Origin of the sequence: Kitasatospora sp. NBC_01300 (assembly GCF_041435235.1) — a bacterium.
In the GTDB taxonomy this organism is placed as follows: domain Bacteria; phylum Actinomycetota; class Actinomycetes; order Streptomycetales; family Streptomycetaceae; genus Kitasatospora.
In genome coordinates this window covers 586,276-603,662 of the sequence record NZ_CP108408.1, presented here as the reverse complement: position 1 = coordinate 603,662, position 17,387 = coordinate 586,276, and the positions used below count along the sequence as shown (strand labels likewise).

Annotated in this window: 19 protein-coding genes; 11 read left to right on the top strand and 8 right to left on the bottom strand. The window is 74.6% G+C overall.

Going from position 1 to position 17,387, the window contains the following annotated elements:
- Positions 1-26 precede the first annotated feature (26 nt).
- Positions 27-2,435, top strand: coding sequence for a transglycosylase domain-containing protein (locus OG556_RS02690; RefSeq protein ID WP_371515654.1), 2,409 nt, complete (start codon positions 27-29; stop codon positions 2,433-2,435).
- A gap of 72 nt (positions 2,436-2,507) precedes the next feature.
- Here OG556_RS02690 and OG556_RS02685 read toward each other — a convergent pair whose 3' ends face one another.
- Both OG556_RS02685 and OG556_RS02680 read right to left on the bottom strand, forming a co-directional pair.
- On the bottom strand, positions 2,508-3,092 hold the full coding sequence (locus OG556_RS02685) for a hypothetical protein (RefSeq protein WP_350886005.1): 585 nt from the start codon (positions 3,090-3,092) through the stop codon (positions 2,508-2,510).
- Between the two features lie 31 nt (positions 3,093-3,123).
- Positions 3,124-3,672, bottom strand: a complete 549-nt coding sequence (locus tag OG556_RS02680; protein ID WP_371515653.1) for an RBBP9/YdeN family alpha/beta hydrolase — start codon at positions 3,670-3,672, stop codon at positions 3,124-3,126.
- A gap of 256 nt (positions 3,673-3,928) precedes the next feature.
- Between OG556_RS02680 and OG556_RS02675 the strand changes: the two genes are divergently transcribed.
- The 3 genes from OG556_RS02675 (at position 3,929) to OG556_RS02665 (ending at position 6,527) form a co-directional block, all read left to right on the top strand.
- Positions 3,929-4,495, top strand: a complete 567-nt coding sequence (locus tag OG556_RS02675; RefSeq protein WP_063346079.1) for a DJ-1/PfpI family protein — start codon at positions 3,929-3,931, stop codon at positions 4,493-4,495.
- A 197-nt stretch (positions 4,496-4,692) separates the two neighbouring features.
- Positions 4,693-5,895 (top strand): serine hydrolase domain-containing protein, encoded by a 1,203-nt coding sequence (locus tag OG556_RS02670; RefSeq protein ID WP_371515652.1) that lies wholly within the window; start codon positions 4,693-4,695, stop codon positions 5,893-5,895.
- 77 nt (positions 5,896-5,972) lie between these two features.
- Complete coding sequence (locus OG556_RS02665) at positions 5,973-6,527, top strand: gamma carbonic anhydrase family protein (protein ID WP_371515651.1); 555 nt, start codon at positions 5,973-5,975, stop codon at positions 6,525-6,527.
- On the opposite strand, the gene OG556_RS02660 is transcribed toward OG556_RS02665, so the two are convergent.
- Positions 6,524-7,738: an MFS transporter gene (locus tag OG556_RS02660; RefSeq protein WP_371515650.1), complete on the bottom strand. Its 1,215-nt coding sequence runs from the start codon at positions 7,736-7,738 to the stop codon at positions 6,524-6,526. The two genes, OG556_RS02665 and OG556_RS02660, sit on opposite strands and share 4 nt — an antisense overlap.
- A 156-nt stretch (positions 7,739-7,894) precedes the next feature.
- Here OG556_RS02660 and OG556_RS02655 point away from each other — a divergent pair, with 156 nt between their 5' ends.
- The 4 genes from OG556_RS02655 to OG556_RS02640 all read left to right on the top strand — a co-directional run bounded on the left by OG556_RS02655 (position 7,895) and on the right by OG556_RS02640 (position 9,756).
- Positions 7,895-8,131: a DUF2277 domain-containing protein gene (locus OG556_RS02655; RefSeq protein WP_371515649.1), complete on the top strand. Its 237-nt coding sequence runs from the start codon at positions 7,895-7,897 to the stop codon at positions 8,129-8,131.
- Between the two features lie 82 nt (positions 8,132-8,213).
- Entirely contained in the window at positions 8,214-8,450 is a 237-nt protein-coding gene (locus tag OG556_RS02650; protein ID WP_350886018.1) for a DUF6296 family protein, read from the top strand.
- A 97-nt stretch (positions 8,451-8,547) separates the two neighbouring features.
- Complete coding sequence (locus OG556_RS02645) at positions 8,548-8,832, top strand: DUF427 domain-containing protein (RefSeq protein WP_371515648.1); 285 nt, start codon at positions 8,548-8,550, stop codon at positions 8,830-8,832.
- 36 nt (positions 8,833-8,868) lie between these two features.
- On the top strand, positions 8,869-9,756 hold the full coding sequence (locus OG556_RS02640) for a hypothetical protein (protein WP_371515647.1): 888 nt from the start codon (positions 8,869-8,871) through the stop codon (positions 9,754-9,756).
- A gap of 5 nt (positions 9,757-9,761) precedes the next feature.
- Here the strand turns inward: OG556_RS02640 and OG556_RS02635 are convergent, their stop codons facing one another.
- The 5 genes from OG556_RS02635 to OG556_RS02615 form a co-directional block, all read right to left on the bottom strand.
- The gene (locus OG556_RS02635) at positions 9,762-10,103 is read right to left on the bottom strand and encodes a hypothetical protein (protein WP_371515646.1); all 342 of its coding nucleotides are present in this window, start codon (positions 10,101-10,103) and stop codon (positions 9,762-9,764) included.
- A gap of 100 nt (positions 10,104-10,203) precedes the next feature.
- Positions 10,204-10,368 (bottom strand): hypothetical protein, encoded by a 165-nt coding sequence (locus OG556_RS02630; RefSeq protein ID WP_363621898.1) that lies wholly within the window; start codon positions 10,366-10,368, stop codon positions 10,204-10,206.
- Between the two features lie 156 nt (positions 10,369-10,524).
- Positions 10,525-11,739, bottom strand: a complete 1,215-nt coding sequence (locus OG556_RS02625; protein ID WP_371515645.1) for a cytochrome P450 — start codon at positions 11,737-11,739, stop codon at positions 10,525-10,527.
- Between the two features lie 145 nt (positions 11,740-11,884).
- The gene (locus OG556_RS02620) at positions 11,885-12,103 is read right to left on the bottom strand and encodes a ferredoxin (RefSeq protein ID WP_363587319.1); all 219 of its coding nucleotides are present in this window, start codon (positions 12,101-12,103) and stop codon (positions 11,885-11,887) included.
- Positions 12,104-12,297: 194 nt separating this feature from the next.
- Positions 12,298-13,839, bottom strand: coding sequence for an ATP-dependent DNA ligase (locus OG556_RS02615; RefSeq protein ID WP_371515644.1), 1,542 nt, complete (start codon positions 13,837-13,839; stop codon positions 12,298-12,300).
- 214 nt (positions 13,840-14,053) lie between these two features.
- Between OG556_RS02615 and OG556_RS02610 the strand changes: the two genes are divergently transcribed.
- The 3 genes from OG556_RS02610 (at position 14,054) to OG556_RS02600 (ending at position 17,383) form a co-directional block, all read left to right on the top strand.
- Positions 14,054-14,521, top strand: a complete 468-nt coding sequence (locus tag OG556_RS02610; RefSeq protein WP_063346069.1) for a GNAT family N-acetyltransferase — start codon at positions 14,054-14,056, stop codon at positions 14,519-14,521.
- A 188-nt stretch (positions 14,522-14,709) separates the two neighbouring features.
- Positions 14,710-15,744 (top strand): CAP domain-containing protein, encoded by a 1,035-nt coding sequence (locus OG556_RS02605; RefSeq protein ID WP_371515643.1) that lies wholly within the window; start codon positions 14,710-14,712, stop codon positions 15,742-15,744.
- 118 nt (positions 15,745-15,862) lie between these two features.
- Positions 15,863-17,383, top strand: coding sequence for a sigma-70 family RNA polymerase sigma factor (locus tag OG556_RS02600; protein WP_371515642.1), 1,521 nt, complete (start codon positions 15,863-15,865; stop codon positions 17,381-17,383).
- Positions 17,384-17,387 lie beyond the last annotated feature (4 nt).

Genomic DNA, 17,387 nt, shown 5'->3' with positions numbered 1-17,387 from the left:
GTATTCGCGGCCGTAGTGTTCCAGTTATGTCACCGAAGAGCCGCATACCTGCCCCGGACGCGGGCGACACCTGGGTGCCGCGCCCGCGGCGCCGTGAGACCCCGATCGGATTCCTGGGTCACACGGTCACGTTCCTCGGCTGCTGCACTCTCGGCGGTGTCCTGCTGGCCGGTCTCATCCTTCCCGCGGCGGGCGCCGTCGGGCTCGGGGCCAAGAGCAGCGCCGAGGGCTTCGAGAGCATCCCCGACGACTTCAAGGCGCCGGCGCTGTCGCAGGCCACCCAGGTCTTCGACGCCAAGGGCGGCCTGATCGCCAAGGTCTACGAGCGGGACCGCACGGTGATACCCGCCGAGCAGATGTCACCGCTGATGCGCCAGGCGCAGGTGGACATCGAGGACGCCCGCTTCTACGAGCACGGCGCCGTCGACCTCAAGGGCATCCTGCGGGCGATCACCAAGAACGCGGAGAGCGGCGCCGCCGTCCAGGGCGCGTCGACGCTGACCCAGCAGTACGTGAAGAACGTCAACGTGGAGAAGGCCGGCGACGACCCGGTGGCCGTCCTGGAGGCGCAGCGCAAGACGCTCGGCCGCAAGATCCAGGAACTCCGGTACGCCATCAAGCTGGAGGAGGACCTGACGAAGGATCAGATCCTCACCAACTACCTGAACATCACCTTCTACGGCCACCAGGCGTACGGCATACAGGCGGCCGCCCAGCGGTACTTCAGCAAGGACGCGAAGGACCTCGCCCTCCCCGAGGCGGCCATGCTCGCCGGGCTGGTGCAGAACCCGTCCCAGTACGACCCGAAGCTGCACCCGGTGGCCGCGCAGAAGCGCCGGGACACCGTCATCGACAAGATGGTCGAGAACAAGCACATCACCGCGGACCAGGCCAGGGAGGCCAAGGCCGCACCGCTGGGCCTGAAGTACCAGGACCCGCAGAACGGCTGCATCACCGCCCAGGCCGGCATGGGCTTCTTCTGCGACTACGTGCGCCACGTGGTCAAGCAGGACCCGGTGTTCGGCAAGAGCGCCGCCGAGCGCAAGAAGCTGTGGGACACCGGCGGCCTCAACATCTACACCACGCTGGACCCGGAGAAGCAGGCCGCCGCCCAGAAGGCCGTCTCCGAGCAGGTGTACGTCACCGACCCGGTCTCGGCGGCGATGACGATGGTCGAGCCCGGCACCGGCAAGATCCTGGCGATGGCGCAGACCCGCCCCTACGGTCTGGCGAAGGAGAAGAACCAGACCGTCGTCAACTACAACGTGGACGCGGCGATGGGCGGCGGCATCGGCTTCCAGCCCGGATCCAACTTCAAGCCGATCGTGGCCGCCGCCGCCCTGGAGGCCGGCCTGCCGCCCACCCAGCGGTACGACTCGCCCAACCGCATGGACTGGCCGACGATGAAGACCTGCGACGGCACCTGGAAGAACCTGAGCAAGGGCAAGAAGGAGGGCAGCATCCCGAACGAGAGCGCGCGCGAGGTCGGCCCGTACGAGCTCAAGGAGGCGATGGCCCTCTCGGTGAACACCTACTTCGTGCAGATGGAGCAGGAGATCGGCCTCTGCGCGGTCAAGCAGATGGCCAACAAGCTGGGCGTCACCGGCAAGGCCGGCGGCGACCCGCTGCAGGAGCTGCCCGCCCTCGGCCTCGGCACCCAGGAGGTGAGCCCGCTGACGATGGCGAACGTGTACGCGAGCTTCGCCGCCCGCGGCACCTACTGCGCGCCGTTGGCGATCAACAAGATCTCCACGGTGGACGGCAAGGACGTCCCGGTGAGCCCGGCCAAGTGCACCGAGGCGATGTCCACGGACACCGCCGACGTGATCAACAGCGTGCTGCTCGGGGTGACGGAGAAGGGCACCGCCAAGGAGCTCAGGCTGGACGACCGCCGGCAGATCGCGGCCAAGACCGGGACGACGGACGAGAAGAAGTCGGCCTGGTTCACCGGCTACACCGGCAACCTGGCCGGCTCGGTCTGGCTGGGCAGCCCGGGCACCAAGGTGCCGATGAAGAACATCCGGATCGGCGGCCAGTACCAGCAGGAGGTCTTCGGCGCGACCGGCCCGGGCCCGATCTGGGAGCAGGCGATGAGCGACGCCGTCCGGAACATGCCGGAGAAGGAGTTCCCGACGGTCTACATCCCGGACCCGCCCAAGCGCGACCCGAACTGCGTCACCCCCAGCGGCTCGCCGACCGGCACCTGCGGGAGCGGCTCGGGCAAGCAGCGCCCGAGCAGCCCCGGCAACCCGAGCAGCCCCGGCGCCCTGAGCACCCCGGGCAGCACCGGCAATCAGGGCAGCACGGGCAACCCGGTCGGCCCGCTCAACCCGAACAGCCCGGTCGGCCGCTCCGCGCCGTCCACGCCGGCCGGGCAGTCCACCCCGTTCGCCCCCTCCGCGCCGGCCGACCCCGGCGACAACCAGGACCAGTGAGCCGCCCGGCCCCGCCTGAGTACCCGTACTCAGGCGGTTCGCCGACGTAGTGGGGCTGCCGTGGCGCGGACGCTACCGTGCCTCGACCGGCTCGCCGGTGTCCTGGTCCAGGTTGAAGACCCGCCGGTAGGAGTCGGTGACCACGGTGATCTGGTCCCGGCCGGTCCAACTCGCCTCCACCAGCCGGGCGTCGTCCGGCGCCCGGCCGATCTGGGCCAGCGACCAGCGCCGCCCGGACCAGCCCGCACCGACCTCCAGCAGCACCTGCCAGTCGTCGTTGTCCTTCGGCGCGGTGGCGTACGAGCGGTGCACCACGACCAGGGCCAGCTCCGGGCGGGCCGGGGCGGTCTCCCGGCTGCGCGTCTCGGCCGCCGAGACCTTGTGCGCGGCCAGCACGCCGAGCAGGAACACCACCCCGGCCGTCACCGTGACCGCCCGGGTGGCCGTCCGTACGGCGGTGCGCCGGTCGCCCAGCCAGGCGGCGGCGATCAGCGCGGCCAGCGCCGCGCCGAGCAGCAGCTCGGGCCGGTTGAGCAGGTCGGCGACCAGCATCAGCCCGCCCGAGCGGCTCTCCCACTGCCCCTCGGTGTAGAGCAGCACGGCCGCCGCCCCGCCCGCCAGCAGCAGTCGGACCAGGACGCGCCTGGCCTTCGGCATCCGGTTCCTCATCGTCCCCCCGTCCGATGCGTCACAGCTCTGCGAGCAGCTTGCGGCCCTCCGGCCAGTCGCCCAGCCCGGAGTCCGAGTTGAGGTGTCCGTACGCGCCCGGCTCGACGTACCGGGCGCCCCACGCGTCGGCGAACAACCGGGCCCGCTCGGGGCTGACCCACGGGTCGTCGGTGCTGGCGACGACCACGGCCGGGAACGGGAACGGCGCCAGGGCCACCGGCCGGAAGCCGGTCAGCTGCGGGACTTCGGCGGTGTCGATGTCCGCGGGGGCGACCAGCAGCGCGCCGCGCACCGCGGCGGTCCGCCCGGCGGGAGCGGCGGCCACCCAGCGGGCCACCGTGACGCAGCCGAGGCTGTGGGCGACCAGCACCACCGGCCCGTCGGCGGCGGCCTCGGCCACCGCCGCGTCCACCCGGGCGATCCAGTCGTTCTGGTCGGGGTGGTCCCAGTCCGCCTGCTGGACCCGGCGGAAGGTGTCCGGCTCGGCGGCCTCCCAGCGGGTCTGCCAGTGCTCCGGGCCCGAGTTCTGGTAGCCGGGCAGGACGAGGTGGGTGGTGCGGTCCGGCATGGGCTCCTCCGGTGTGCGGTCGTGGCGGGCAGCAGGAGTCTAGGACGCGGGCAGCCGTGGTCCGCAGCCGGGCGGTGGCCCGGCGCGCACGGCCCTCGGCAGGCGCGTACGCCCGGTGACGCGCCGCAGTACGCCCGGTGCGCCCTGTTGCCAACGGCACGGCCGGTGCGGGAGGTTGGTCCGGGCCCGCGGCCGGTGGCCACCGGCCGGGGCCCACGCCGTGTCGGACGCTCGACCATGTGGAGGGATGTCGGCGATGACATCGAAGATCCTGCTCGTCACCGGGGACGCCGCCGAGTCGCTGGAGGTGTTCTACCCGTACCAGCGGCTGCGCGAGGAGGGCTACCAGGTCGACATCGCCGCCCCGACCAGGAAGCGACTCCAGTTCGTCGTCCACGACTTCGTCGACGGCTACGACACCTACACCGAGAAGCCCGGCTACACCTGGCCCGCCGACCTCGCCTTCGCCGACGTCGACCCGGCCGACTACGTCGCGCTGGTCATCCCCGGCGGCCGCGCCCCCGAGTACCTGCGCAACGACCCGGACGTGCAGCGGATCGTCCAGCACTTCTTCGCGGGCGACAAGCCGGTCGCTCAGATCTGCCACGGCCCGCTGATCACCGCCGCCGCCGGGGTGCTGTCCGGCCGCCGCAGCTCCGCCTACCCGGCGCTGGCGCCGGACGTGAAGGCGGCGGGCGCCGAATTCGTCGACGGCGAGGCGGTGGTGGACGGCGTGGTCGTCTCGGCCCGCGCCTGGCCCGACCACCCGGCGTGGCTGCGCGCGTTCATCGAGATCCTGCGCACCAAGGCGCCGGCCTCCTGACCCGCCCCGGCCCGCCGCGCCCCCGACCCGTCTCGGGGGCGCGACTCCGGGAACCCGTCAGGGTCACGCCCCTCCCCAGGTAGCAGACACGCCGCCCCGGAGGCTGACGACCGCCCCGCAGTCACCCTGCCATGGTGTCAAACACCGTGGCAGCGGCTGAGGTTGACAGCCCTGCCGGCCGGACCAGGGAGGACGTCATGACCACCGACCCAGCCGCCACCACCCGGCGCCGCCGACGCGGGCCGGCCCTGCGCGCCGCCGTCGCGGCCCTCGCGGGCGCGGGCCTGATCGCCGCGCTCGCCCCGGCCGCCGCCGCCCAGGACGCGGCCCGCCCGGCGAGCGCCACCGACCGCAGCACCGACTGGACGGCCCTCGACACCGCCCTCGCCGACCTGACCGCTAAGAACGTCGCCACGTCCTCCCTCGCCGCCGTGCGGGAGAACGGCCGGCTCGTCCACCGCGCCGCCGTCGGCGTCGCCCGGCTCGGCGCCGACACCCCCGTCGACCCCGCGGGCCGCTTCCGGATCGGCAGCACCACCAAGACCTTCGTGGCCACCGTGCTGCTCCAACTCGTCGGCGAGGGACGGCTGGGACTGGACGACCGCCTGGAGAGCCTGCTGCCCGGCGCGGTGCCGAACAGCGCGGACATCACCGTCCGCGAACTCCTCAACCACACCAGCGGCGTCGCCGACTACACCCAGGACCCGGCCTTCAACTCCTACGACCAGAACTGGCTCGACACCGGCCGCTACACGTCCTACAGCCCGCAGGACCAGGTCGACCTCGCCGACAAGTACCCGCCCGCCTTCCGCCCCAGCCAGGACTGGCAGTACTCCAACACCAACTACGCCCTGGTCGCGCTGATCATCGAACGCCTCACCGGCCACGGCTGGAACGAGGAGGTGGAACGCCGGATCATCCGCCCGCTCGGCCTGACGGGCACCTCGATGCCGCTCTACTCCCCGGCCATCCCCGGCCCGCACGCCCACGCCTACCTCAAGCTCGACAGCGGCCCGGCCGACGTCACCGCGCTCAACCCCTCCATGGCCGGCCCCTCCGGCGCGGGCATCTCCACCACCGCGGACCTGACGACGTTCATCCGCGCCCTGCTCGGCGGCCGGCTGCTGCGCCCCGCCGAACTCGCCGAGATGCAGAAGACCACCGCCCACGGCGGGGGCCAGGCCTACGGGCTCGGCCTCCAGCGGGTGGACACCCCGTGCGGTGCGTTCTGGGGCCACGCCGGCGGGATCCCCGGCTACAGCACGATGATGCTCGGCTCGCTCGACGGGAAGCGCCAGTTCGCCAACAGCACGACCTTCTACGACACGCCGGATCCGGCCGCGGCCCTCGCCGCCTGGCAGCGGGCGGTGAACGCCGGCCTCTGCGGCGGGCAGGGGTAGGGCGGGTGCCGCGGACCGGACCGCCCCCTACGCTGTCCGGCGACAGGAACGGCCGACCGTCACCAGGAGGACGAGACATGGCAGAGCCGCTGATCGCCGCAGTCGGGGGCAAGGTGCCCACCGTCGACCCGGGCGCCTTCCTCGCGCCGAACGCCGTCGTGGTCGGGGACGTGACGATCGGCCCCGGCGCGGGCGTCTGGTACGGGGCGGTGCTGCGCGGCGACGCCGAGTCCATCACCGTGGGCCGGGACAGCAACATCCAGGACAACTGCACCCTGCACGCCGACCCGGGCTTCCCGCTGGTGGTCGGCGAGCGGATCTCGGTCGGGCACAACGCGGTGCTGCACGGCTGCGTGGTCGAGGACGACGCCCTGGTCGGGATGAACGCCACCGTCCTCAACGGCGCCCGGATCGGCGCCGGTTCGCTGGTCGCGGCGGGCGCGGTGGTGCCGCAGGGCATGCGGGTGCCGCCCGGCTCGCTGGTCGCCGGGGTCCCGGCCAAGGTCCGCCGCGAGCTGACCGAGGACGAGAAGGCCGGCATCAAGGCCAACGGCGAGGGCTACCTGCTGCTGGCCGCCGCCCACCGCGAGCTCGAACCCCTCGCCCAGCCCCAGGCCCAGGCCCAGCCCTAGTTCTGGACGCCGACCGGAGCCGCCGCGGCCGCAGCCACCGCGGCGGGCTCCGGTGCAGCGGGCACGGGCCGGCGCCGGTCGGCCGCCCAGGCGAGCACCGCGATCAGCGCGCCCGCAGCGGCCAGCCCGGCGCCCACCAGCGTCGGCGCCGTCCAGCCGAACCCGGCGTCCAGGGCCAGCCCGCCGAAGTAGGCGCCCTGCGCGTTGGCCAGGTTGAACGCGCCCTGCACCGTCGCCGAGGCCAGCGTCGGCGCGCTGCGCGCCTTCTGCAGGACCAGCGTCTGCACCGCCGGCACGATCGCGAAGCCGAACAGCCCGATCAGCACCACCGTGACGGCGGCCGACCAGCGGGCGTGCGCGGTCACCGCGAACAGCGCCAGGGTGGCGGCCAGCAGCACGAAGGCGGCGCAGACCGTCGGGCGCAGCGCCCGGTCGGCCGCGAACCCGCCGATCACGTTGCCGATCGTCATCCCCACCCCGAACAGCGCCAGCACCAGCGTCACCGAGCCGGTGGCGTACCCGGAGACCTCGGTGAGCAGCGGCGCGATGTAGCTGTAGCAGGCGAAGAAGCCGCCGCAGCCGAACACCACGGTGGCCAGTGCCAGCCACAGCTGCCCGTTGCGGAAGGCCCGCAGCTCGTGCCGCAGGCCGGCCTGCCCGGGAGAGGGCAGTGAAGGCACCAGCCGGGCGATGGCGAGCGTCCCGGCGGCGGCGATCAGGACGACCACCAGCATGGTCGCCCGCCAGCCCAGGTGCTGGCCCAGCAGCGTGGCGGCCGGCACGCCGACGATGTTGGCGATGGTCAGGCCGGAGAACATCACGGCCACCGCCCGGGCCCGGCGGTCCGGGGTCACCAGTTCGGCCGCGGCCACCGCGCCGGCCCCGAAGAACGCGCCGTGCGGCAGTCCGGTGATCAGCCGGGCGGCGGCCAGCGTCCAGAAGTCCGGTGCGAGCGCGCACAGCAGGTTGCCGGTGGCGAACAGCCCGGCGAGCGCCACCAGCACCGCCTTGCGCGACCGGCCGGAGGCCAGCGCGGTGAGCAGCGGGGCGCCGATGACCACGCCCAGCGCGTACGCGGAGATCAGCCAGCCGGCCTGCGGGATGGAGACGTGCAGATCGTCGGCGACCTGGGGGAGCAGCCCCATGGCGGCGAATTCGGTGGTGCCGATGGCGAACGCGGTGACGGCCAGCGCGAGCAGCGCGAGAGGCAAGGGGGTGACTCCGGGGTGACGCCCGCGGACGGGGAGGCGCGGCGGGACGGGGGGATTCGTTCGTCCGGCATCCTAATCCGGCCGGATGACGCCGCTGTGAGGTGCGTGTGACGGGAGGGGGTCGCCAGTACGGCGTCCACGCGCGAGACTGGGTGCATGTGCCGCAACATCAAGACGTTGCGTCCGCCGGTGACGCTCGACGCCGACGAGGACGACTTCCGCGCCGCCGCGCTGCAGTACGTCCGCAAGGTGTCCGGGTTCCGCGCCCCGGCGGCGCACAACCGCGAGGCCTTCGACCGGGCCGTGGACGCGGTCGCCGAGGCCACCGCCCGGCTGCTCACCGAGCTGGAGGTCCGCGGCGCGCCCGCCCGGGCCACCGAGGCCACCGCGTAGGCCGACCGCCGTCGGGCGGCCCCGCCGACCGCGGCCGCGCATCGGGACCAGGAGATCGGGACAATCGGGACAGGAGATGGAGATGACCCCCGCGAACCGTTACGTGCTCACCTTCCCCGGCACCCCCGGCACCCAGGCCCCGCAGGACGTCGTCGTGGTCGTCCGCACCAGCGCGACGGGCCCGGGCGGACACCCGGTGTACGAGGACGCCAGCGGCATCGTCCGCGCTGAGATCAGCGACGCCGGCGAGGTCCGGATGCTCGCCAGCGGCGGCCACCAGTCCCCGCACCTGCCGGTCCACGCCGAGCCGCTGCCCTGACCGCCGCCCCGGCCGTCTGGAATCCGGCGTCCGGCATCCGCCGACGATTTCCGCGAAGCACCCGGGTGCGGCCCGCCCCTGGGGCACAATCGGCCGCATGACCACAGCGCGCTGGCAGGGCACCGTCGTCGCCGAGAGCGACGAGACCGTCGTCGTCGAGGGCAACCACTACTTTCCGGTCGATTCCGTCCGGACCGAATTCCTGCGTCCGTCCGACACCACCACCGTCTGCAGCTGGAAGGGCACCGCCGGTTACTACACGCTGGAGGTGGACGGGCGGACCAACCCCGACGCGGCCTGGTTCTACGCCGACCCGAAGCCGGAGGCCGAGGAGATCCGCGGCCGGGTGGCGTTCTGGCGCGGGGTCGAGATCACCGGGTAGGGCGTACCCCGGGAGCGGAGGGGGTACCGGACATCTATGGCAGTCTTCCGTAAACCCGGACGTTCCAGGCCTGTCCCCGAGCCCGACCCCACCCCCGCCGCCGTGCCCGACGCCGGCCTGGCCGGCGAGCTCGCCGAACTGGTCGAGCAGGCCGAGCAGCCCGGGGGCGAGTGGCGGATCGCCGAGTACCGGGCCGGCCGTGGCCGCGGCCGGGCCCTGGTGGCGAATGTGGCCCGCCTGCTCGGCCGGGGCGGCCGGGTCGCCGCCAAGGGTGCCGCGTTCGGCGGCCGCGCCCTCACCGAGCAGCTGGTGCAGGCCGCGCCGCGGATCCCGGTGCGCGACCTCGCCACGCTGCGCGCCCAGCACCCCGGCGCGGCCGACCCCGAGGCGCTGGCCGACCTGCTGGTCACCGGCGCGGCCCGGGCCTCCGGCGCGCTCGGCGCCGGCGTGGGCGCGGCGGCGATGCTGCCGGTGCCGCCCGCGATGCCGGTGGAGATCGCGGCCGAGACGCTCGCCGTCGCGGCCGTGGAGATCAAGCTGATCGCCGAACTGCACGAGGTCTACGGCGCCCGGGCGCCGGGCAGTGTCACCCAGCGGGCCGGGGCCTACCTGGCAGCCTGGGCGAACCGCCGGGGCATCGACGCGAGGCTGCTGTCCCGGCCGGCCGGGTTCGCCGCCCTGGCGCTCGGGGCGGAGGTGCGCCAGCAGCTCAGCCGCCGGCTCACCCGCAGCTCGTTGCGCCGCCTGCCGTCGCTCACCCCGCTGCTGGTCGGCGCCGGCATCGGCGCCACCGTCAACCGGCGCGACACCCGCCGGCTGGCCGGCGAGGTCCGCGCCGACCTGCGTGCGCGTCCCCCGGCCGACCGCGCCTACTGGGCCGCCGCGGCGCCGGCGGTGCGGGGCGAGGTCGTCCCGGGGGACTGAGGTTCCTAGGGCCTGTCCGGCGGCGCCGGGGCGGCCGCGCCCCGGCCGGCCTTGACGCCGTTCACCATCGCCTGGTGTATCGCCCGCGCGGTGGTCTCGTCGGCCGCCGGGACGGGGCTGCCGGTCACCGTGTACCAGTCCAGCGCGCCGGTGTACTGGACGGTGAGCCGGGCCTCGCCGTCCGCCCAGGTGGTGTGCACGGTGAGGTCGCCGGAGATGGGGCCGATCTCGGTGGTGGTGACCCCGCCGGGTCCGCTGATGATCGACTGCGTGGTCCAGGTCGCCCACGACGTGCGCGGGTCGACGGGCGGTCGGGCCTGCCTGCCGTTTTGATCGTGTTCGGTCATGCGCTTATCCTCCCCCGCCGGTGAGCCGCTGTCCGGGCAGCGACACCTGCGGTCGCGAAGACCGCCCGGTCCCACCGGGCGGTCGGGTGCTCACAGCTGTTCAGCGGTCCGGACCGGACTCCTCCAGGGTGGGCTCGCCCTCCGCCTGGGAGGTGTCCTGCGCGTGCAGGTTCTGCATCGAGGTGATGCCCTCTTCGGGATCCGCGGCGCGGACGTCCTCGTCACGGTCCGTGCTCATCCCGGCCCGTTCGCTCATGTCGGTCATGGCGGGCTCCGTCTCCTCGGCCGGTCCGGGCGCGCTCCGAGCCGGGGTGCGGCAGGGCCGGGTCTGTCTCTCACCCCCCAGCCTGCCCCCGCCCCGGCCCCGGGGCCAGCCGAACGGGCTAGTCGCCGGCCGGCCCCGCCCTCCGTCCGACGGCCGTCACCAGGTGACGGGCAGCGACCGCATTCCGTAGATGAACGCCTCCGAGCGGAACTTCCGTCCCTCCCCGGTGGCCGCTGGCCGCAGGCCGGGCAGCCGCCGGAACAGGGTGGCCAGGGCGATCTGGAGCTCGGCGCGGGCGAGCGGCTGCCCGAGGCACTGGTGCACGCCGAAGCCGAAGGCCATGTGCCGCCGGGCGTCCCGGCCGAGGTCGAGCTGGTCGGTCGGCCGCAGGTCGGCGCCGCCGAACATCTCCTCGTCCTGGTTGGCGGTGGAGATCAGCGCGATCACGCCCTCCCCGGCCCTGATCACGGTGCCGCCCAGCTCGACGTCCTCCAGCGCGACCCGGGGCAGGCCGTGGTCCACGATGGTCAGGTGGCGCAGCAGTTCCTCGACGGCGCCGGGCAGCGTGGCCGGGTCGGCCAGCCTGGCGATCTGCTCGGGCTGGTCGAGGAGCAGGGCGGTGGAGAGCGAGATCATGTTCGCGGTCGTCTCGTGCCCGGCTATCAGCAGCAGGATGCCGGTCGTGGCGACCTCGTCCGGCGTGAGGTCGTCCCGGACGGCGAGCCGGCTGAGTATGTCGTCGCCCGGCTCCTCCCGCTTGCGGGCGGCCAGGCCGCCCAGGTACTCGCGCAGTTCGTCCGAGGCGGCCTGGACCTCCTCGGCCGAGCTGTGCTTGTTGAGCAGGGTCCGGCTGAGGCCCTGGAAGCGGTCCCGGTCCTCGTACGGGACGCCGAGCAGCAGGCAGATCACCAGCGAGGGGACGGGCAGCGCGAAGTCGGCGACCAGGTCGGCCTCGGTCCGGCCGTCGGTCATCCGGTCGAGCGCCTCGTCGACGATCTGCTGGATGCCGGGGCGCATCGCCTCGACCCGCTTGACCAGGAAGTCGCCGGTGACCATCCGGCGCTGCCGGGCGTGCTCGGGGTCGTCGAGCCGCAGGAAGCTCGGGTTGGCGAGGAGGGCCTCCCGGCGGCCGGGCACCAGCATCGGGAACCCCGGGTGGCGGGCGTCCGCGCTGAACCGGCGGTCGGACAGGATGGTGCGGACCTCGGCGTAGCCGGTGGCCAGCCAGCAGGACTCGCCGCTGGGCAGGTCGGCGCGGGTGATGGGCGCCGTCGCGGCGGCCTCGGTGTAGGCGGGCGGCGGGCTGAACGGACAGCCGGCGTCGCGCGGGGCGGGCATCGGGAAGGTCCGGGCGGTGGGTGTGCTCGTCAAGGTGGGGTCTCCTTGCGTCGCAATGTCCTCGGGTGGGTGGGGTGGCGCCGGGGCCGACGGCTCGCGTGACGGCGGCCGGGGGCGGCGGTCGTCACGGTGGCCGGGGTCGGCGCGGGCGGGGGACCGTCGGGAGCCGGTGGGGGCGTCAGCCGGCGTCCTCGGCGGAGTCCTCCTCGGTGACGGTGATCGCGCCGCCCGGGCAGAGCTCGGCGGCGAGCCTCAGCACGGCGAACTGCGGGGGCTTGAACTCGGTCTGACGGAGGACCACCAGACTGTCCTGCTCGTCCTGGTCGAAGATCTCCGGAGCGTTCAGGACGCACATCCCGGAACTGCAGCAGCGGTCCCGGTCGACGCTCACCTTCATGGTCGAGCACCTCTCGCCAGTGCGGCGCCGGGCGTCCGGCGGCCGCCTCTCGTTGTCATTGCCAACCTAACCGCCACCCTTGCGTCCACGGAGGGGCGATGCGGGGATCGTCCAGAATGGCCGATTCGGTTCGGAGCCGGTCCAGCGCCGCCGCAAAGGGGTTTGAAATTGACGTTACTCCGCCAAAGGACGGCTCACAGCCCCTCGGCGGCGGCAATCTCCCGGACGGTGGCGACGGTGTCGGCCTCGGCCGCGCCCTTGTCCGGCCGGTAGCGCACCACCCGGGCGAACCGCAGGGCCAGCCCCGCCGGGTAGCGGGGGCTGCGCTGGAGACCGTCGAAGGCGATCTCGACGACCAGTTCCGGCCGGACCCGCACCGTCCAGTCGTCCCGCCCGCTCTCGCGGGCGAGGAGTTCGGCGGTCTGCCAGGCGAGCGTCTCGTCGGTCAGGCCCTTGAAGGTCTTGCCGAGCATCACCCACGGGCCCAGCCCGGGCTCGCCCGCCGCCCGGGCGCCCAGGTGCAGATTGCTGAGGAGCCCGCGCCGCCGGCCGCTGCCCCACTCGGCGGCCAGCACCACCAGGTCCAGGGTGTGCCGGGGCTTCACCTTGATCCAGCCGGCGCCGCGCCGCCCGGCCGCGTACCCGGCCGCCGGGTCCTTGACCAGGACGCCCTCGTGACCGCGGGCCAGGGTCTCGCGGAAGAACGCCAGTGCCCGCTCGCCGTCCCCGGTCTCGGTGCGGGGCACCCGCAGGCCCTCCGGCACCGCCTCGTCCAGCGCCTCCCACCGCTCCCGGCCGGGGCGGTCCACCAGGTCCTCGCCGTCCCGGTGCAGCAGGTCGAAGAAGAAGGCACTGAGCGGGACTTCGGCGCGCAGCCGCTCCGGATCCCGTCGGGAGGCGGTGCGCGCGGCGGTCTCCTGGAACGGGCGCGGCCGCCCGTCGGGCCCGAGCGCGATCGCCTCGCCGTCCAGCACCGCCGAGCGCAGCGGCAGCGCGAGCGCCGCCTCGGCCACCTCGGGGACGCGCGCGGTGATGTCGTCCAGGCCGCGGGTGAACACCGCGACCTCCGCGCCGTCCCGGTGCACCTGCACCCGGACGCCGTCCAGCTTCCACTCCAGGGCGGCCGGGCCGGTGCGCTCCAGCGCCGAGGCCACGTCGGGCGCGGAGGCGGCCAGCATCGGCCGCACCGCCCGGCCCACCTCCAGCCGGAACGCGGCCAGCGCGGGCGCCCCGCCGGTCAGCGCCGCCTCCGCCACCGCCCGGGCGGAGCCGCGGAACATCAGCGCCCGGCGCACGGCCGCCGCGGGTACCCCGGCCGCCTGGGCGACGGCGTCGCCGACCAGCGCGTCCAGCGCGCCCTGGCGCAGTTCGCCGACCAGCACCGCGCGCAGGAACGCCTGCTCGACCTCGGTCGCCCGGGCGAACAGCCCGGCCAGCAGCCGCCGCCGCTCGGCCTGCGCGCCGGGACCGTGCACCCCGGCGATCCGCTCCAGCTCCCGTTCGGTCTCCCGGACGCCGAGCGAGGCCTCGGCGGCGGGCGGCGGCAGGTCGCGCAGGGCCGCCGGGCCGACGCCGGTACGCAGCCGCTGCGACTCGCCCGACAGCAGGCCCACGGCCGCCGGGGCCTCGGCCGGGCCCAGTGCGCGCAGGCAGTCCGCGAGCAGCGCCGTCTTGGCCCGCCGCCCGGGCTCGGCGGCGACGGCGCGGGACGTCCGGGCCAGGTGCCGCAGCCGCATGGCGCTCCTCGGGTGGTGCGGGGCCGGGCGTCCAGGATCGGTCACCCGACCGGCCGCCGCACGGCGGGCGGCGCGCCCGTACCGCGCCGGAGTGGAGTGCGCGGGCGGCCGGTCTTGGCCGTGGTGGAGCTCGGCTCGGAGCCGACGGCCCGTCATGCTGGCGCCACACCGCGGCCCGGCGATCCCGGGACCCGCCCGATCGAGGGAGACCGAGTTGACCACCACGACCCGCTGGAGCGTCGGCGCGCCGGAGCGCGCCGACTACCCCGCCTGGCGCGAACTCTTCCGCGGATACTGCGCGTTCTACCGGGTGCCGATGCCGGAGGAGAAGGCCGAACTGGTCTGGTCCTGGCTCCACGACCCGGACCACGAACTGGAGGGCCTGCTGGTCCGCGACGGCGACGGCACGCCGGTCGGACTCGCCCACTACCGCCCGTTCGCCCGCCCCCTGCACGGCGCCGTCGGGGGCTTCCTCGACGACCTGTTCGTCGCGCCGGAGGTGCGCGGCGGCGGCGCGGTGGACCAGCTGCTGGCCCGGCTGCGGGCGATCGCCGCCGAGCGCGGCTGGAACACCGTCCGCTGGATCACCGCCGACGACAACCACCGCGCCCGCAGCAAGTACGACCAGGTCGCCACCCGGACGATGTTCGTCACCTACGACATGGCCCCGGACGCCCCGTGACCCGCGGCCGGGCGGCCTGAGGGCGTGCCCCGGGTGCGGCCTGGGGAGCGTGCCCCGGGTGCGGCCGCGACCGGGCCCGCACCCCTGTCGCCGGACATTCGTTCGGACTTTCTGTTATCGGCGCGCCGCCGGGCGGTCTCCCAGGTGTCGGCACCCGACCCGCCGACCCGGACAGAAAGCGTGGGCACGTGAACAGCGACGACAGGACGACCATCCTCCCGGCGAACGGTGCCGAGAGCGGTGCACGGAGCGGAGCCTCCGGCCGACCCGGCGGCCGCGCCGCGCGCCGGGCCGCCCAGCGGCACACGGAACGCCCCGGAGACCGGGGCCGCCGGGCCCGACGGCGCGGTCCGGTCGGTCCGGTCGCCGCCGTCGCCGCCGCCGTGGCCGGCACCGGACTGCTCGCCGCCCTGGTCGGCGCCGGCTACGCGGCCTACGGCGGCAAGCAGGTCGACCGGGACGCCACCGGCCAGGCGCTGGCGGCGGACGCCGCCCTGATAGCAGCCGAGGCCGGTACCCACGACGGCATCCAGGTCCCCGGCGCCGGGGGAGCGGGCCCCGATGTCGCCGCGCCGCCGGTCACCCCGACCGCCACCGACCCGGCACCGGCCCCGACCAGTGCCGCCGCGACCACCCCCGCCGCCCCGGCGTCCCCGACGGCTCCGGCGACCGCGACGCCGACTCCGACGGCCACCGGGAAGGCGAGCCCGAGCACGCCCGCGACCGCTCCCGCTCCGGCTCCTGCCAAGCCCACCGGCACCCCGGCCGCCGCGCAGCGCACCGGTGCCCCCGCACCCACGAGCGCCTCGGTGCCCACCCCGGTCGGCGGCGGCGCCGCGCCTTCCTCCGCCCAGCAGGTCGTCGACCTGGTCAACGTCGAACGCGCCAAGGCCGGCTGCGGCCCGGTCAGCGCCGAGCCCCGGCTGGCCGGCGCCGCCCAGTCGCACAGCGACGACATGGCGGACCGCAACTACTTCGACCATGCCAGCCCCGACGGCGACCACGCCGACCACCGCATAGAGGCGACCGGCTACCGCTGGAGCACCTGGGGCGAGAACATCGCCCGCGGCCAGAAGGACCCGGCCGCGGTGATGGATTCCTGGATGAACAGCCCCGGTCACCGTGCGAACATCCTGAACTGCGCGTTCAAGCAGCTCGGGGTCGGTGTGCGGACCGGTTCCGGCGGCCCCTGGTGGACCCAGGTCTTCGCCGCCCCGGCCTGACCGGTCCTCCGGCAGGGTCCGTTTTCCGATTCCGCGCAAATTGTTGTTATCTGATCACTCACCACAGGTCTCCGAGGAGGCAGCGGCGAACGGAACACGGCAAGACGGAGTGCGGACCATGAACGCTGACGTGCAGAACAGGACCGGGACCACCCTGGTACGCGCGGCCCAGGCGGGCGACCGGCAGGCCCAGGAGGCGCTGGTCGCCGCCTGGCTGCCGCTCGTCTACAACGTCGCCGGGCGCGCCCTGGACGGTCACGCCGATGTCGACGACGTCGCCCAGGAGACCATGATCCGCGCCCTGGACGGCCTGGACGGGCTGCGCGAGCCGGAGTCCTTCCGCTCCTGGCTGGTCGCCATCACGATGAACCAGATCCGTCGTCGCCACGCCGCCGGCCAGCAGCAGCCCACCGTCGGCGGCCTCGACGAGACCTGGGAACTCGCCGACCCCAGGGCCGACTTCACCGACCTCACCGTCCTGCGCCTCGGCCTCTCCGGCCAGCGCCGGGAAGTCGCCGAGGCCACCCGCTGGCTCGACCCCGACGACCGCGAACTCCTCGCCCTCTGGTGGCTGGAGGCCAGCGGCGAACTCACCCGCGCCGAACTGGCCGAAGCCCTCGACCTGACCCCGCAGCACACCGCCGTCCGGGTGCAGCGGATGAAGAAGCAGCTCGAAGCCGGCCGGATCGTCGTCCGCGCCCTCGGCGCCTACCCTCGCTGCCCCGAACTCGCCGACGTCACCACCGGTTTCGACGGCACCCCCAACTCCGTGTGGCGCAAGCGCATCGCCCGCCACATCCGCGGCTGCGCCACCTGCGACCGCCTCGGCCGCGACCTCTTCCCCGCCGAAGGACTGCTGGCCGGCCTCGCCCTGGTGCCGATCCCGCTCGGCTCGCCCGCGCTGCTGCACTTCCAGCACACCGCGGCCACCGTCGCCACCACCGCCCCGACCGCCGCGAGCACCCATGCGGGCTGGGCCGGGACCGCCGCGCGCAAGGCCGTCCTGGCGAGCGGTGCGGTGGCGGTGGTGACCGTCACCACCCTCGCCCTGGTCTGGTCGCACCCCACCGACACCCCGAGGGAGGCGCCCCCCGAACCCACCACCCCGGCCGCCGCTCCCGCCGCCCCGGTGCCCGCCGCGACCCCGGCCGCCGCCCCGGTCACCCTGACGGCCACGCCCACGCCGACCCCCAGCGAGACGCCGACGGCCACGCCGTCACCCACCGCCACCCGGTCGGTGGCCCCGCCGCCGCCCAGCCCGGAGCGCCAACTCGTCGACCTCGTCAACGCCGAACGCGGCAAGGTGGGCTGCGCCCCCCTGCGGATCGACCCCCGGTTGCACGCGGCCGCCCAGAAGCACGCCGACGACATGGTCGCCCGTGGCTTCTTCGACCACGTCAACCCGGACGGCGTCCGCACCGACGCCCGGCTGACGGCGGTCGGCTACCGCTGGTCCCAGTGGGGCGAGAACCTCGACCGGGGTCCGACGTCCCCCGCCACGGTGGTCGCCCACTGGATGGACGGCGGCATCCACCAGACCAACATCCTGGACTGCGGCTTCAAGGACGTCGGCATCGGCCTGGCCACCGGCCCCGCCGGCACCTACTGGACCCAGGACCTCGGCGCCCAGCTGCCCTGACGCC